Annotated in this window: 12 protein-coding genes; 8 read left to right on the forward strand and 4 right to left on the reverse strand. The window is 58.7% G+C overall.

The annotated features are described in order from the left end of the window. Positions 1–222: 222 nt before the first annotated feature. Positions 223–687: a YveK family protein gene (locus tag ACIQC5_RS01010; RefSeq protein ID WP_400277782.1), complete on the forward strand. Its 465-nt coding sequence runs from the start codon at positions 223–225 to the stop codon at positions 685–687. A 79-nt stretch (positions 688–766) separates the two neighbouring features. Then, entirely contained in the window at positions 767–1,630 is an 864-nt protein-coding gene (locus ACIQC5_RS01015) for a CpsD/CapB family tyrosine-protein kinase (protein ID WP_400278669.1), read from the forward strand. 961 nt (positions 1,631–2,591) lie between these two features. On the opposite strand, the gene ACIQC5_RS01020 is transcribed toward ACIQC5_RS01015, so the two are convergent. From ACIQC5_RS01020 to ACIQC5_RS01035, 4 genes are all read right to left on the reverse strand, one after another. Next, on the reverse strand, positions 2,592–3,890 hold the full coding sequence (locus tag ACIQC5_RS01020; RefSeq protein WP_400277783.1) for an O-antigen ligase family protein: 1,299 nt from the start codon (positions 3,888–3,890) through the stop codon (positions 2,592–2,594). 672 nt (positions 3,891–4,562) lie between these two features. Next, on the reverse strand, positions 4,563–5,621 hold the full coding sequence (locus tag ACIQC5_RS01025; RefSeq protein ID WP_400277784.1) for an LCP family protein: 1,059 nt from the start codon (positions 5,619–5,621) through the stop codon (positions 4,563–4,565). A 207-nt stretch (positions 5,622–5,828) separates the two neighbouring features. Beyond that, positions 5,829–6,884 (reverse strand): LCP family protein, encoded by a 1,056-nt coding sequence (locus ACIQC5_RS01030; protein ID WP_400277785.1) that lies wholly within the window; start codon positions 6,882–6,884, stop codon positions 5,829–5,831. A gap of 95 nt (positions 6,885–6,979) precedes the next feature. After that, positions 6,980–8,725 carry a hypothetical protein gene (locus ACIQC5_RS01035; RefSeq protein WP_400277787.1) on the reverse strand — a complete coding sequence of 582 codons (1,746 nt, stop codon included), beginning with the start codon at positions 8,723–8,725 and terminating at the stop codon, positions 6,980–6,982. A 253-nt stretch (positions 8,726–8,978) separates the two neighbouring features. Here ACIQC5_RS01035 and ACIQC5_RS01040 point away from each other — a divergent pair, with 253 nt between their 5' ends. The 6 genes from ACIQC5_RS01040 (at position 8,979) to ACIQC5_RS01065 (ending at position 16,297) form a co-directional block, all read left to right on the forward strand. Further along, complete coding sequence (locus tag ACIQC5_RS01040) at positions 8,979–9,614, forward strand: hypothetical protein (RefSeq protein ID WP_400277788.1); 636 nt, start codon at positions 8,979–8,981, stop codon at positions 9,612–9,614. A 117-nt stretch (positions 9,615–9,731) separates the two neighbouring features. After that, entirely contained in the window at positions 9,732–10,892 is a 1,161-nt protein-coding gene (locus ACIQC5_RS01045; protein ID WP_400277789.1) for a glycosyltransferase family 4 protein, read from the forward strand. Beyond that, complete coding sequence (locus ACIQC5_RS01050; RefSeq protein ID WP_400277790.1) at positions 10,889–12,622, forward strand: glycosyltransferase family 4 protein; 1,734 nt, start codon at positions 10,889–10,891, stop codon at positions 12,620–12,622. The genes ACIQC5_RS01045 and ACIQC5_RS01050 overlap by 4 nt, the downstream gene beginning before the upstream one ends. Before the next feature lie 16 nt (positions 12,623–12,638). Then, positions 12,639–13,526 (forward strand): ABC transporter permease, encoded by an 888-nt coding sequence (locus tag ACIQC5_RS01055; protein WP_400277792.1) that lies wholly within the window; start codon positions 12,639–12,641, stop codon positions 13,524–13,526. Further along, entirely contained in the window at positions 13,513–14,403 is an 891-nt protein-coding gene (locus ACIQC5_RS01060) for an ABC transporter ATP-binding protein (protein ID WP_400277794.1), read from the forward strand. The genes ACIQC5_RS01055 and ACIQC5_RS01060 overlap by 14 nt, the downstream gene beginning before the upstream one ends. Further along, positions 14,378–16,297 carry a glycosyltransferase gene (locus tag ACIQC5_RS01065; RefSeq protein ID WP_400277795.1) on the forward strand — a complete coding sequence of 640 codons (1,920 nt, stop codon included), beginning with the start codon at positions 14,378–14,380 and terminating at the stop codon, positions 16,295–16,297. Before ACIQC5_RS01060 ends, ACIQC5_RS01065 begins: the two co-directional genes overlap by 26 nt. Positions 16,298–16,312: the final 15 nt, after the last annotated feature.

Here is a 16,312-nt window from a genome sequence, read left to right on the forward strand (position 1 = left end):
TCTTTCCGCTCTAGACTGCATTCACACATGGCAACGGGCGGCCCAACAGGTTCCAGCCAAGTGCGACATACTCGTCGGTGCACTGGTGAAGCTAGCGAACCATCGGACTAGGGGCCCTCAATCGCTAAAGGGCGCAGCCGTATGCGTACAATTACCGTGGGCGTGTTGGCGCCCCAAGGCACTCTCTGCCAACTTCCAGTTATCAACTCAAGGGGACTCGGTTTGAACATACGTGACTACGTGCGAATTCTCCGTCGCAACTGGATCTTGATCACTGCTTTCACATTGTTCGGGCTCTTGGCAGGCGGCCTGCTGACTGTGCTCTCCAAGCCAACGTACACAGCGGAGACGCAACTGTTCGTTGCAATTCAGAACTCGGGCACTGTTCAGGAACTGCAGCAGGGCAACAATTTCAGCCAGGCGCGAGTTTTGTCGTATGTGCAAACCATCGATTCGCCTTTAGTTCTACAGCCGGCAATCGATTCCCTGGGGATTAGTGTGTCCGCCGAAGAACTGGCATCGAGAGTGACTGCAACGACCGAACTTAACACGGTTCTGATCAAGATCTCAGTTTCCGATGCATCCGCGGTCCAAGCTGCTGCGTTGGCGCAGGCCGTGGGCGACAGCCTGATACGAACGGTAGATACTTTGGAGAAGCCAAAGACGGGGGGGGTCGTCGCCCGTTAGCTTGTCAATCATCAAGCCTGCCAAAGCACCGCTTGCCCCGTCGGCGCCGAACGGCCGACTTAATGTGATCTTGGGTTTCATGGTCGGGCTTGTCCTTGGCATAGCGGCCGCCCTTCTGAGGACAGTGTTGGACAACCGAGTTCGCACTGAAGCCGATTTGCGGAAGGTGACTGATGCTCCGCTCCTGGGTGGGATTTCCTTCGACCAAGACGCTACTCGGAAGCCCCTTCTGACACAGGCCGCCCACCAGAGTCCTCGTGCCGAGTCATTCCGACAGTTGCGCACAAACCTTCAGTTTGCGAACGTTTCGGGCCGAGCAAAATCTGTGCTTGTGACATCCTCGTTGCCTGGAGAGGGGAAAAGTACCACGGCGATAAATCTATCCATCGCCCTAGCTCAGGCAGGTCAGTCGGTTTGTCTCGTAGACGCGGACCTCCGCCGACCCATGGTTAGTGACTACCTCGGCTTGGACCGAAATGCGGGGCTAACGACATACCTTGTCGGTAAGGCTGATGTCAACGATCTACTTCAGGCTTGGGGCGAAGACAATCTGTTTGTACTGACCTCAGGCGAGATACCTCCAAACCCCAGCGAGCTCTTGGGCTCTGAGGGAATGAAACAGTTGATTCTCCGATTGGAGGGTGCTTTCGATACGGTCGTCATTGATGCTCCTCCTCTTCTACCGGTCACAGACGCGGCGGTCCTATCGCAGCATGTTGGCGGCGTAATGGTTGTTATTGGCTCCCATAAGCTTCGCCAACATGATCTAGAGAAATCGCTGAATTCACTTGAACTTGTAGACTCGAACGTTTTCGGGATGGTTCTCAACCAATTGCCGGCCAAGGGTCCGGACGCTTACGCCTACAGCTACTATCGGACGGATGCAGAGTCCTCAGGGAGTCGGTCAAATTCGGAACGCATGTCCTCGGCCAAGGGCGCGTGACCGCGGCTCGTCTTCGGCCTCATTTTGGTGCTCCGTGCAACCCGCGCGACGTCGGCGTTTCAGTCGCATCGTCGTGTTTTGGCGACAGCTACGGCCAAGTCAGTAGGCTAACGTTTCCGCTGTCAATGGAGATGGAAGGGCCACGGTTGAAGAGGCAAGAGTCATCAACCAGCCCAGTGACCGCGGGCTCCCAGCGGTGGTATGTCAGGTTTCCTGCTGTGAAGCTTGAAGGACTCGCAGCCGTAGCGGGATGGATGTTTCGCGCACCCTCATAAATGGGGCAGGAGTTAGAAGCGGAGCCCTAGTTGAGCCTACTTGGCCTACGCTGCGAAGCAGGCACAGCGAACTTCGACCTTCTACTATCGCATGATCGGCACAGAAACGCCGGGGTAGGGGCTCTTCGCGGTTGGTCCGTATTGAATCGACCATCGAAGCAAGCCCCCTCATGTGGGTTTGTTGGCACGCGTGCAATCCCGCTAGCCCAACATCTGGACGACGCGCCGTCGTCGGCCCGCTCGGGCGAACTGGAGACTCTTCCGTGATGTACCCGTGTCGGCGCAGGATGTTCGCCGCGGATCCCTCCAGATGCGAGGACTGGTTCGGTCCACACGCTTTGGGTCGCCCTTTTGGCGGCCGCAATCGTATCGGTATCGGGAAGCTACCTTGGATCACCGCATCCCTCGATGTCTCGGTTGTGGGTGGCTCATATGCCGGATTCCGCGACACTGCAAACTGCCCGATGTCGACACCGTGGCAGCGCGGATGCTCGGCAACGACGACTATCGCGTCGGGTCAACGCGGTTCTTTCGCCACGCGGCGATCAGCGCCACGAAACGTTGCTAACCGTGGATGATCACCGTTTGTGGCCTGGGTAGCGACGGGTTCTGTGGTTCGTGGATATGGGCTTGGCACCCGGGCGCAGGGCAACCATAACTTATTCGGGCAAACTTGCCGGGGCTACTCACCTGTTCGCCGTCGCGACCAGTCCACGTCCTGAGCGTGTCTTCCCTCGGTTTGACTGCGGACTAATTCGGGCCGGCCCAGAAGGCGAACCTAGCGAAGCGCCCACGAGCAGCCCTAAGGGCATCATGACGAATGGGTACACGATGACATTGTCTGTGATGGCTGCAACTAGCACGGCAAACAGAGCTAGAAGGGCAGACCAATGAATTGGGTTGCTAGAGTATCTCGCCCGAACAATGATTCGGGCGATTAGCAATATCATGCCCGCTCCGAATAGTAGAAGACCGACCCAGCCGAAATCGTGCAGGATCCTCAAGTACTCGTTGTGTGGATGTCCGATGTTTCGGAAAAGTGGCGTTATGAGGGCCGAAGCCGAACCTGGACCGTGCCCCAAAATGGGTGCCTCTTGAGCCGAGCGGTATGTAATATCCCAAAGAACTGCGCGGCCCGAAGTGTTTAGCTCGACACCGCCTACTGTGGCTGCTCCATCGCCAGCTATGAACCGCTCTCTGAAGGGTTCATAGTAATTAAAGAGCCAATATGCGACGGCTCCGGCCGCAGCTGCGAGGAAGAAAGATGCCAGCAATCTATATCCTCGCCTCGCGCGTACGGCGAGGAACATGAGCATCGTAATTGCAACAACCGTCGCCGTACGGGAGAGGCTCAGTGCTATGGTGCCGGCGACTAGGAATGGCGCCAAACCGGCCAACCTGTTCTTCGGTGTATGCGGGATTAGGACTGCCAGGAAGATCAAGCCGACCAGGCCAAAGGACCTCTCACCAAACAGCTGAATTCCGGCTAGGTTCGTGGCCAGAAAAGCGCCGGTGACGATAATGGCCAAGACTCGAATTCTACGTCCGAGTACTTCGGCGTCGGCCGGGGAAACCTGCACTGACGTCAAAGCCACGGTTGCAGTAAAGATCGTGTATACGGCAACGTTCTGTAAACCCTCTGCAGAGGGAGTCACGATCAGCGCACTGAGGGCGAACACAACGAACGCCGTCAGCGGCCACGGCAGGCTGGCACGCCCTGTGCCAATCCTTCCGGACGCGCGCGAAAGAAAGACGATTGGTGAGAGGAAAATGCAGAGAGCTGCCGTGGCTAGTGTTAGGGCTCCCGAAAGGCTGAACGGCCCGGCAGACACCCTGGTAAGAGAATCAACCAGCAACAGCCACACCGTTGTCAGGGTCAGAAGCATGGGAGCCTTAGCCCGGATGGTTGTTTCCTGTTGCTTTAGGCGTACGGCACTAACTTGCGGGATCGTTCGTCGTGCATCCCCCGTCACGGCTGTTGTCATGCCATGGATTCTACCGGCCAGAAACCCGATGCTGCCCGTTTCGTAGAGATTGGCGGGCGATGATTGGACTTCTCGAACAGAGTTGCGTGCAGCTACACCACGCGATAACGCCAGGAGCCAACTCCGCTAGTCGCGGATCTCCGCGTGACCCTCGCCTTGCCGCACTATTTCAGCGCTGCGCACCCGCGATTGGACCCTCGCGCTATGTAGTTAGTCTCGATGGCTCCAGTTTGTGCGTGAGGGTTCCGTCACACAGAATTTACCCCGTCTTATCGTCACGCGTCGCCTAAAACTGAATACAAGTGCAAACAGTCTGCATAAAGTGGTTGGCATGGGGAACATTAAGGACTTTGGCGAGCGCAGGGAACTTCAACGCGTGTCCAGACGGCGGAGTTGGGGAATTATGGCATTGTCCGGTCTAGCGGTGCTGGCCATTGGGACTGCGTTAGTCGTAGTGTGGGCGCTCATCCGCTGACGTTGGTCGCACGGGTAGGCGTTTGCAGACCCGCCCGAGTTAAACTCATGCGCGTTTCTTCCTCCTGCCAGCTGCCTGAAATTGGCCCTAGCGTTGATACGTATTATTGGCCGCTGATGTGGTCCGCATACTCTGACGGTGACGGACCGCCAGCCGTACCTGGCACCCAACTCGGCCGCCGCATAATGACGAGCTCGTTAGCTCCCGCTTCCGAGGTCGTTAGCCGCGACGTACGCGCCCAACTGGTCCTGCCCGATTGCCTTTCCGATCTCCGAAATTGCGGCCATGTCCGCCACCACGATCGACTGGCCATCTGCAGACGTACCAACGCCCAGGTTGGGCAAGGTGAACATTACGGTGTCCTTCTCGCGGAGGTCCTTGAACTGGAACGCGAGGCTGCCGATCGTGGCAGCGTCGAAGTCTTTGTCCACGCTCACGAACGGTGAAATGGCGCTGACCATGTTGTTGATCGTCACGGGATTCAGCAGAGTCTCTTTGGAGATCGTCTTGCTGATAACCGCCTTGAGGAAAAGCTGCTGGTTCTTTACACGTGAGTAGTCGGCGTCAGGGAACGACTTTCGCTCACGGACAAAGGCCAGGGCTTCCGTTCCGTTGAGAGTCTGCTTACCAGCGTTGAACGTGTGCCCCGGAAGCGTGCTGGGGGAGAACGGAGTCTGCACGTTGACTTCGACGCCGCCCAGGGCGTCGGTCAGTCCCTTGAATCCTTCGAAGTCCACCATGGCCACGTGGTCGATGCGCTGCTGGAAGAGGGACTCAACGGTTTGAACCGTGAGAGCGACTCCGCCATATGCCATTGCCGCATTAATCTTCGCTTCGCCCATACCCGGGATGTTCACCCAGGTATCGCGCATGATCGAAATTGCGAAAACATTCTTCCGGTCGGCCGGAACGTGGACCAGCATCAGCGTGTCCGTGCGTTGGTCAGTCGCTGCGGTGTCGTCCGTGTCCAGGGACCTGTCCGCGTTCTTGTCCTTGCCCATCACCAGAATGTTCATGGCGCCGGTTGCGGTCTTCGGCGGTCGCGTGCTCTCGTCCGGGAAAGCGGAATCGATTTTGGTGGTGCCCGAATTAAAAGTTTGCGCCAAGTTATAGAGGTATCCGCCGCCAATGAGGCCGGCCACCAAGACTGCTGCCGCGAAGCCAAGGAGCACATTCCGTGCTGTCTTCCTGGGGCGCTTCCGACGGCGGTGGGCGGGCTCTGTCTCGGTCGTCTCATTCTCGACGGGGAGAGTCATGTTTTCCTTGGATTCGATGGCAAGCGATAGCGATGGCGCGTTTTCACGATAAACCATCAATCTGGGAAAACCAGAGAAATCACAGCCCTTGATGCCGCCCCAAATTGGGAGTCCTAGACGCATCAGCGCGATGAGGAAACCGCTACCTCATGTCAATACAGGCAACGTTTCCAGATGCCAGCCGGCGGTCGTTGCCCAAAGGGACCATTAGTTCCCAAGTCCGTTCGCGGTGACGTAGGCAGCCAACTGGTCCTGTTCGATGGCCGTGGCGATACCGGAAATGGCCGCGTTATCCGCCAGCACGATCGACTGGCCGTCTGTCGACGTGCCCACACCCAGGTTGGGCAGGGTGAACATGACGGTGTCCTTCTCGCGAAGGTCCTTGAACTGCAACGCGAGGCCGCCGATCGTACCGGCGTCGAAGTCCTTGTCCACGCTGATGTACGGCGAGATTGAGTCCACCATGTTGTTGACCGTAATGGGGTTCGTGAGCGTTTCCTTGGAAATGATCTTGCTGATAATCGCCTTGAGGAAGAGCTGCTGGTTCTTGACGCGCGAGTAGTCAGAGTCAGGGAAGGACTTACGCTCACGCACGAAAGCCAGGGCCTTCTCGCCGTCGAGCAAGTTCTTGCCGGGCTGGAAGGTGACCTTGCCTTTGAGCACACTGGGAGTGAATCCGGTCTTGATGTTCACTTCCACGCCGCCCAACGCATCGGTGAGTCCCTTGAATCCTTCGAAGTCCACCATGGCAACATGATCGATGCGTTGCTTGAAGATGGACTCCACGGTCTGGACGGTCAGGGGAACCCCACCCAGTGACATTGATGCATTGATCTTTGCTTCGCCATGTCCAGGGATGTTTACCCAGGTATCGCGCATGATGGAGATGGCGAAGACGTTCTTGCGGTCGGCCGGGATGTGGACCAGCATCAGCGTGTCAGCGCGCTGGTCCGTGACGGAGGGGTCTTCCGTTTCCAGGGACCTGTCCCTGTTCTTGTCCTTGCCCATCACCAGGATGTTCATGGCACCCGTGACGTTCTTGGTAGGCCGAGTGGTCTCGTCGGGGAAAGCAGCCTCGATCTTGGTGGTGCCTGAGTTGAACGTTTGCGCCAGGTTGTAGATGTAGGCGCCACAGATGAGGCCTATAACCACCACTACTGCGGCGAAGCCGAGGAGCACGTTGCGAGCCGTTTTTTTAGGGCTTTTCTGGCGTCGCGGACGGGACTGGGTCTCAACGGCTTCGGTATCAGTCGGGTGCGTCATGTATTCCTAGGTGTTGGCATCAGCAGAGAGCATCCTATCAAGGACACCTGAAAGCGGTCTGGGGCTAGGTGGGGGCTACCTGTTGCGGTTGATTTTCAGCCGGGTTGAGAAAAGAAATCCTCCGACTTGACGCCCCATTCGTTGGTGACAGTAACCACATACCTCTTGCTTGTATTCAGAGTGGTCTTACCAACACTGACCGTGATCATTTCGAGTCGATCATTCAGGCCGTGCAACTGCCCGTACGCTGCATTCGATCCCGTGGCTTTCAGCGTCTTTTCTTTGGCCAGCCCATTTTGCGCGGTCCACCTGACGCGCGCCGTGCCCGCCTTGAGGTTGAATCCGGCTATTTGTACCTGACCAGTCGAAGCGCGGAACGTGGTGTCCGTAATGATGGGCGTAGTGAGTCCAGACTCAAGCTGGTCCTTCAGAGACTTACCGGAACCTGTGCAGGTGTAGTAGGAATCCCACATGAAGGAAATGACCTTCCTGGCGTTGGCCATTTGCTGAAGCTGCCTGTCCATACGCGCCTTGGTGGTCTGACCTCGAAGATTATCGCCGCAGGCGTTCGAGCCGGCCTCCGGCGCCATGCCTTCAAGATTGGCCCAAAGGACAGCGCCTGTTCCTGAAACTCCGGAGGCTGCCGCCACGAAGTAGTCGCGATTCGGGGCCACGTATTTGCTGGCCCAAGACCCTTTGCCCACAATTGATGCCGCAAAGCGGTCCACTGCAGAGTTGGCATCGTTGCTGGAGAACGCGCCCCCCTTGCCCGTTCCCATGCCGTCCTGGACAGCGATATTCAGAACGAGACCGCTCGATGTCTGCGCAATTCTGCGCGTTCCGTCACGGGCCTTATCCAGGCTGATGAACACCTTGTTTAACCGCGCATCCAAGTAAGGGCTTACGATCGCCTCCCGTGTGGGGAGGAGCCGATGGATAGCGCGGTTCTGCATTTGGTAGAGGGCCAATACCGGATCGAAAGTGCTGCTGTTGCTTAGTGGCATTTCCGTGTGGTGATAAAAGCCGGCCAGACCGGGCACGTTGTTCACGGCCGCGTGGTACTGCAGGAACCGCTCGGTAAAGAGCGTGAGTGGTCCCATGTACGAAAGATCGGGGAGGTAAGCCAGATCCGTTCTCTTGATCGGGGCAGGCAGGCCAGCGTAATACTTCATGCCCAGCTTCGTTGCAGCTGAGGCCAACGATGACGACGGGTCATCAGCCGTTGCTCGGCTGCCGCCCGCCACCACCACGTCGTACTCTCCACTGGGGGAAGCACAACCTTGGCCAACTGTAGGGAAAAACAGAACAACGTAGGACTTGCCATTGCTAGTGACTTTGCGATCGCCCGGACACTTCAGAGCTGACGAACCCCATCGACTTCCGTCCAGAAAAGTGAAGTATTGGTGCACTTTTTTGGAGCCGGCCGCGGCTTTGGCGCAGCTCACTCCGTCGATGATGCAATCCGCGGGAAGTGAGTCCAGCGTGGCCGGCTTAAGCAATGTCCCGAAGGTGATGACCGTGTCACCACCGAACTCTTTGATGTCTGCCAGCTTTTGAAAGTTTGTGGAGTACTGGGGACTCGCAGAGATGAAGTAGCCGCTAATGGGATAGCTCGGTGGTGCCGGTGTTTTGACGGCAGGAACCGCCTTCTGGGGCGCCGGGGCAATCGTTTCGACGGCCGGAACTTGTGTTGTGGCGGCGGGAACGTAGGTGAGGCCGGCGACCATGGTGAAGGCTGCAATAAGGATCAGCGCCGGTCGCCAAGCTCCGCGGCGGTTTGAGGGATGTGCCCCTGCTTCTACGTTTGCCACGGTGGATCGGGCTCGGGGGGCGGAGGCCATTGATCCAATCTAACGGAAAGAATCCAGTCACCGTGTTCACCTGAACTGCACGGGCAAGGCTCCTGCGGGATCGGTCACCTACTTGTGAGTAGCAAAACGGGCCGGTCAGCGGATAGGCCAAGATGACTGTTATCCATACGCTAGACTAAACCGGGCTGCCCTCACCTGCTGGCAGTCTCAGGCCGCCCCGTTTTCTGGCGGTTGAGCTGGAATGAGCGCTACGAGCGCGTTGAATACACTAACGGGGGGAAAGTTGGGCACCGGAATTAAACGTGTTCAGGCCGCACTTGTGGTCTTGATGCTGGCCATTCTCGGGTTCCTCGGAACCCAGCCTGCCTCTGCCACGGACACTACGCCCGTGCCCGAAACCACGAATTCGCCCAATCCCGATCCTGGGGAGACGTTCCCTCCAGTGGTCCTCCCGCCAGTCCTCGACCCCGGCACGAAGCCCGATCCTTTGGAGCCCCAGCCGTCTGAACCCGCGCCGGTTGTGCCCCCTGTGGAGCCGGCCCCCGCGCCCGTGGCACCGCCCGTCGTCGAACCTGTAGCGCCAGTGGTCGTTCCGACAATTGCGCCTGCGGATCCGACTACGCCAGACCAGCCCACCGATGTTGGCACCGAATACGTCGAAGAGCCTGAGGCTCCCGCGGAGGAGACCACCACTGCCCCTGCTGAGCCGACTCCGACGCCTACTCCCACCACGACAGCAGCCCCACCTGTCGTCAGCGCGGATATCACTGGCCCGCTTAAAGTTGCGTTGGCTCCCGTTGCCGAGAACAACCCGCTTGTTCAAGGCGTGACGGTATTGGTACTCCTCCTGCTGGGGGTTGCATACTTCCGCGCTCTACGTTCCAAAGGGATCCGCGGACCCCGCCTCAACGGCAAGTAAGTGATGAACAACCCCCTCTCACGGGATAAGGCTGCGGCAAATCCCGCCTTTCCGCTGCGCCTTATGCTCCTGACGCATTCCTACTGGCCGGAGCACAGCCCGCCGCAGCGCAGGTGGATGTCCCTTACCCGTGAATTCCGCAGGGCAGGGTGGGACGTGGACGTCGTCGCTCCCGTAGCTCATTATCCGAACGGTCGGCGTAATTTGCCGCGCCGCGAGGCCGGGGTGGGTTTTGTCCACCAAAACGGCCCTCACGGCGAGACCATCAGGCGCGTCCCCTATTTGCGGCATCTGGGAAGCTCTGCCTTGGCCCGATTGGTTGATCAGGTCTTCTCGGCCGTGATGTCGGTGCCGGCCGGCTTGGGCGGACGGAAGCCCGACGCCATTCTTGCCACCGCGCCCGGCCTCCCCACATTAGCCACCGGCTACGTTCTTTCGAGAATCCGCAAAGTGCCTCTCATTATTGAGATGCGCGACGCCTGGCCCGACCTCGCCCGAGACGCCAGAATCGTGCAGGGCAGCGTCAAGAGCCTGGTGGAACGCGTGGTGGAGTTCGTTCAGCAGCGCGCCGACCTGGTGGTGACCGTTACCGAAGGGTTCGCAGAGACCCTGCGTGACCGCGGCATCAAGAACGTTGTCACCGTCAGTAATGGACTGGATCTCAACTCCATGCCGTTTCTGGAACCGCCGGCTCTGGAGCGGGACGTCTTTGAGGCCCTGTACCTGGGCAACCACGGCAAGAGTCAGCGCCTGGACATCCTCATCCGGGCCAGCGCGATGCTGGGCGATGACTTCCACCTGACTTTGGTGGGACACGGAACCAGCCGGCCGCAGTTGGTGAAATTGGCCCGCGAATTGAACGCGCCCGTCACGTTCTTCCCTTCGCTGCACGGACCAGCCGTGTTGGAGAAATACCGTGAGGCTGACACCTGCATCGTTTCTCTGCGAGACGACTGGAAGTCCTTCGAGACGACGGTCCCGTCCAAGACCTACGAGGTCCTCGCCATCGGCAGGCACGTGACCGCCGTCGTTCGTGGTGAAGCTGAACGAATCATCCTTGACGCACGTGGCGGCGACGTTGTACCCGCCAAAGCCGAGGCCGTGGCGCAGCTGTGGCGCGAACTTGCACAGGACCGCAGCAGGCTTGCTTCGGGCACGAGCGGCCGCGAGTGGGTGGCGAACAACGCCGATTACGCCCAGCTCGCCCTACGGTACATGGAATCGATCTCGGCACTGGTACGTCCGGAGTCCGTGGCAGATCAAGGGACCGCCGCGTGATCCAACTCTTCAAGAACATTGCTCTGACCGCCGGAACGGTGTCCGAGCACATTACGGAAGCGCCCTTGGTGCTCTTCCTCCAAGTTCTCCGCAGGCTGCCGTCCGTATTGGTCAGGCCCATGGCACGCTGCGTTGCTCGATTGGCACCCAACTCCGCCCGCCCGCTGTTCCTCCTGGCCAGCCATGCGGGAGGGGATACCGCGGGCCTGAACCGGCGCTTTGAGCAGGCAGTCGCTGCAGGCATTGGGGGAGAGCGCGCCCGGAAGGCTGCGGAAGTGGCCGTCGCAGCGGGCCAACCGGAATGGGCCGACCGTTTCCTGCCGCTGGCCACCACGGTGACCCGGGCTCCAGCGACTCTCGCCCGACGCAAGTGGTACGACGGCGACATGAGTGGCGCCGTCGCCGTCCTTGAGGGGAAGCCGGGCAGCATGGCAAAGCAGCGGCAGCGGCTGGAGTCCGAACTCCGCGTCTTCCAGGGGTGGCGTCCATCGCTGCCGAAGTCGGCCGTGGCACCGATGACGCGCAGGGTCCTTCACCTTCTGACCAACTCCGTGCCCCACACTGGGAGCGGCTACGCGCGCCGCACGCACTCGATCCTCACGGCCCAGCAGGATGCAGGCTGGGAAACCTTGGCCGTGACGCGCTTGGGGTACCCCGTCCAAGTTGGTGTGTTGACTGCAAAACTGAGCGACACACTGGATGGTGTCCGTTACCAACGGCTGTTGCCATCCCGGATGTCACCTACTGTGGACGGCCGCTTGCAGCAACAGGCGAACGGCCTCCTTTCGATCGCCCGGGAATTCAGGCCATCGGTCCTCCACACCACCACGCACTTCGTCAACGGCTTAGTAGCGCGGGCGGTAGCCGACTCTCTTGAGATTCCTTGGGTCTACGAGGTTAGGGGTCAGCTCGCCGATACCTGGGCATCAACCCGAGGAGAAGCAGCCCGGAACAGCGAACGGTACCAACTCTTCACGGAACGCGAAGCCGAGATCATGCGCAGCGCAGACCTGGTGGTGACACTCGGAGAGTCCATGAAACGGAACATTGCCGCACACGGTGTGCCGGATGCCAAGATCCTCATTTGCCCCAACGCAGTAGGCGGCGCGTACCTCGAAGAGCCCCTGGAACAGCGTGACGCCAGACTGGCTTTGGACCTTGATCCTGACGGGCTATACATCGGGACAGTAAGCAGCCTTGTTGACTACGAGGGCCTTGACGATCTGGTCACAGCATTTGCGCTGCTTGCGCCGCGGCTGTCAGAGTTGAAGCTGGTCTTGGTCGGAGACGGCACGGCAGCCCCTGCGCTCCATGACCAAGTCCGGCGTTTGGGACTTTCGGAACGGACCATCTTTACAGGTCGCGTCCTCCCGGAGCAGGCACGCCTGTACCACCTGGCGCTGGACGTTTTCGTTGTGCCCCGTAAGGATCTTGCGGTCACACGGGCCGTGACGCCGCTCAAGCCTGTTGAGGCGCTGGCATCCGCACGACCGGTTGTAGCCAGCAACCTTGAAGCGTTGCGTGAGATAGTGCACGACGGCGTAAACGGCAGAGTGACGGACGCTGAGGATCCGGAGGGGCTGGCTGAGGTGTTGTTCGAATTGCTTGAGGATCAAGCTTTGCGCCAGCAGCTGGGCGCCGCGGGCAGGGAGTACGTGTTGGCCACAAGGACGTGGGAAGCCAACGCCCAGGCGTACAGCCGGGCTTACGAGTCTTTGATGAGCAAATAATGAGGAGAGCCAGCTAGTGTCCGCAAAAAAGGCAAAGCTACCGCCGCCTGCGGCCATCCAGCCGATGTCCGTAGACATGCGGAAGCTGTCGCGCGTCGGTTCAAGGCCAAACTTCCTGGATTATCTGGTCAGGCTGTGGGACTATCGGCAGTTCATTTTCTACGATGCTCGTGCGCGAGTTCAGACCGGCACACGCAAGGACCGCCTTGGCAGCGCCTGGCTCCTGCTCAACCCCGTCTTCAACGGACTCACGTACTACGTGATCTTCGGTCTGCTGCTGAACACCAGCGGCGGCATCGAGAACTTTATTGGGTATCTGGTTGTCGGCATCTTCATGTTTCAGTTCAGTGCTGGCGCCATCACAGAAGGTGCCCGGTCCATACGTAACGGGAAATCCGTAGTTCAGGCCTTCAACTTTCCGCGGGCGGCACTTCCGCTCGGTGCCAACATCAGGGAACTTCTTTCAGCTGTCCCGCTAGTTCTGGGGATGCTGCTGCTGGTTGTGCTGTTGCCACCAGCAGAGAAGATCACTTGGCTGTGGTCGCTCATCGTTCCGGCCATCGTGCTCCAGTTTCTTTTCAACCTTGGTGTTGGCATGATCCTGGCCAGGGTGATTTCCATAGTTCACGATGTAACGCACCTATTGCCGTTCGCGATCCGTGCCTGGATGTACGGCTCGGCTGTTTTCTACTCATATGAGCGATTCGTTCATGAGCCTGCCTTGCTTGCCGTCATGAAGTTCAATCCGCTGTACAACGTCATTGAGATAGTCCGGGATTGCGTGCTGTACGACCGAGTCCCCGCCTGGGAGTCGTGGGCGACTCTTGCCGTTGTGGCACTTTCAGCCCTGCTGATTGGGTTCATTTTCTTCTGGAGGGGCGAAGAGACTTATGGTCGCGATTGATCAGGCTGTGTTTCTGGACGGACCACCATGCGTAGTGGTCGACAAGGTCAAGATGACCTACAAAGTTCCTTCTTCGGTGGGGTCGACGTCCACCCGAAAGGGCCTCAGGGGTAGTCTTCGGAAGGTTTTCCGTCGAGACAACCTCGTCACCGTCAGCGCGCTGAAGGAAATCTCATTGGTTGTGGAACGCGGAGAGTCGGTGGGCATCATCGGCCGCAACGGCTCGGGCAAGAGCACCATGATGAAGTTGATCAGTGGACAGGTAGCGCCAACAGAGGGTGCGGTCTACGCCTCCAGTACGCCGGTACTCCTTGGTGTTCACGCCGCACTGGTACCTGACCTGTCCGGGGATCAAAACGTCGTCCTCGGGTGTCTCGCAATGGGAATGGACATCCAGGAGATCGATGAACGCTTCGACAGCATCGTTGAAGTGTCCGGCTTGGAATCGGCGATCTACCTGCCCATGAAGTCCTACTCCTCGGGTATGGCTTCACGACTTCGGTTCGCCATTGCCGCAGCAGTCAATCCCGAGATACTCCTGGTCGACGAAGCCTTGAATACGGGAGACGCGCAGTTCAGCAATCGAAGCAAGGCGCGTATGGATGAGCTCAGGGCCCAGGCGGGCTGCGTCTTCATCGTGAGCCATAGCCTGGACACTATCCGGAACATGTGCAGCCGCGTGATTTGGCTGGACAAAGGCGAACTGATCATGGATGGAGAAACTGAGGAAACCACTCAGCTTTACCATGAGTTTTCCTCGCATCTCTCGAAGGGAAACAACATTACCGCCGGCAAGATCAAAGATCAGGCCAGAGCGAACCTCGTTGCAACCCAGGTTCTGGAGCGAGCCAGTGGTCGCCGAATGGAAGGCCGCTGAGATGGCAATCATCAGTGACGCCCGCAAGGCCGCATGGCATTTGCGCGAAGGCGGTTTGGAACAGCTCAACGAATGGCTCAGGCGGAGAAGGATCGATAAACGGATCGGCTCGGGTCGCCTGACAGGCAAGCTGCAGTCAGAGGAAGATGCGCCGCCGAGGTTCGGCCCCCATCGGATTCCGGACCGCGAGCCGCGGCGTGCAGACCTTACCGTCGGCGTGATCCTGGACGACTTTTCGTCTGCGGCGTTCTCGTTTGAGTGGAATCTGGTACATCTCCGCAAGGATCAATGGCTGCAGCAGCTCGCCGACACACAGATCGACTTCTTGTTCGTTGAATCTGCGTGGAATGGCAACCAAGGTTCTTGGAAATATCAGCTCACGGGCACGTCCGGTCCCAAGCCGGAGTTCTTGGAGCTCATGAAATGGTGCCGCAAGCGATCGATTCCGACCGTCTTCTGGAACAAAGAAGACCCGCCACACTACGAAGACTTCCTTGATGCCGCGCGTCAGTTCGACGTTGTCTTCACCAGTGATTCAGACCGAATCCCGTTCTACCAGGAGGATTTGGGACACGAGCGGATCGCTGCCCTTCCATTTGCTGCCCAGCCGGCCATTCATAACCCGATCCGAATAGGGGAGGGACGGCATTCGCGCGGAGTTGCCTTCGCGGGGATGTACTTCGCTCACAAATACCCGGAGCGCCGGCAGCAGATGGATTTGCTGCTTACGGCCGCGAGGGATGCGGCCACCATGTCCGGGCCCACGCTCGAGATCTTCTCCCGCCAGTTGGGCGGAGACTCCAACTACCAGTTCCCCGTGCCGTTTGACGAGAACGTGGTCGGAAGCCTCGACTACGCTCGGATGCTGACCGCATACAGGGCCTATAAAGTCTTCCTGAACGTGAATTCCGTGGTCGATTCGCCCAGCATGTGCGCCCGGAGGATTTTTGAGATCACCGCATGCGGCACCCCAGTAGTGTCGACTCCGAGTGCGGCCATCGGACGCTTCTTCGCCCCGGACGAGGTGTTGGTTGCTGAGACTCGGGAGCAGGGAGCTCAGCAGATACGAATGCTCGCCCGTAGTCCCGAGCTGAATGATCGCGTAGTTCACAGGGGACAGCGCCGAGTGTGGTCCGAGAACACCTATGCACACAGAGCTGAGGCCATTGTCGCCTCCGTCTTACCGGAGCGTATGCAGACTGTCGGACTTCCAACAGTCAGCGCGTTGGTACCGACCATTCGGCCACATCAGCTGGAGCAAGTTTTTGCAACGGTGGGTAGCCAGCTCGGCGTGGAGATCGAACTGGTGTTGCTGACCCACGGATTTGAGGTCACTCCTAGTCGAGCGAAAGCACTAGCGAAAAAGTATGGCGTTCGCCAGTACAAAGTGCTGACGCAGACTCGCGATGTTTCGCTGGGACAATGTCTGAATTTGTGCGTTGAGGCCGCCTCAGGAGCAGTCCTGACCAAAATGGACGATGACGACTACTATGGTCCGAATTACATGGCAGATCTGCTGTACGCACTCGACTATTCCAAGGCCGACGTTGTTGGAAAGCATGCGCATCACATGCACTTTGTATCAAGCAAGGCGACAGTGCTGCGCATGCCTCACAAGGAACACAAGTACAGCCGTTTCGTGATGGGGCCGACCATCACGGCCCGCCGGGAGGTCTTTGAAGCGCACCCCTTCGAAGCCCTCAACAGAGGCGAGGACACTGCCTTCCTGAAAGCAGTTACTACGGCAGGCGGCTCCATTTATGCCGCCGATAGATTCAACTTCTGCCAGATGCGTCAAGCGGAAGGGCACACTTGGGACGTCTCTGACGAAGAGTTGGCGGCGTCTGGCGAAATCAAGTTCTTTGGAGATCCCAAAGAACACATCACCGTTTGAAAATAGGGGACGAAA

Source organism: Paenarthrobacter sp. NPDC092416 (assembly GCF_044755025.1).
GTDB lineage: Bacteria > Actinomycetota > Actinomycetes > Actinomycetales > Micrococcaceae > Arthrobacter.

Bases quoted from the DNA above. Each gene is read 5' to 3' on its own strand.
- ACIQC5_RS01020 (WP_400277783.1), bottom strand. From the start codon at position 3,890: ATGACAACAGCCGTGACGGGGGATGCACGACGAACGATCCCGCAAGTT.
- ACIQC5_RS01015 (WP_400278669.1), top strand. From the start codon at position 767: ATGGTCGGGCTTGTCCTTGGCATAGCGGCCGCCCTTCTGAGGACAGTG.
- ACIQC5_RS01025 (WP_400277784.1), bottom strand. From the start codon at position 5,621: ATGACTCTCCCCGTCGAGAATGAGACGACCGAGACAGAGCCCGCCCAC.
- ACIQC5_RS01060 (WP_400277794.1), top strand. From the start codon at position 13,513: ATGGTCGCGATTGATCAGGCTGTGTTTCTGGACGGACCACCATGCGTA.
- ACIQC5_RS01045 (WP_400277789.1), top strand. From the start codon at position 9,732: ATGTCCCTTACCCGTGAATTCCGCAGGGCAGGGTGGGACGTGGACGTC.
- ACIQC5_RS01030 (WP_400277785.1), bottom strand. From the start codon at position 6,884: ATGACGCACCCGACTGATACCGAAGCCGTTGAGACCCAGTCCCGTCCG.
- ACIQC5_RS01035 (WP_400277787.1), bottom strand. From the start codon at position 8,725: ATGGCCTCCGCCCCCCGAGCCCGATCCACCGTGGCAAACGTAGAAGCA.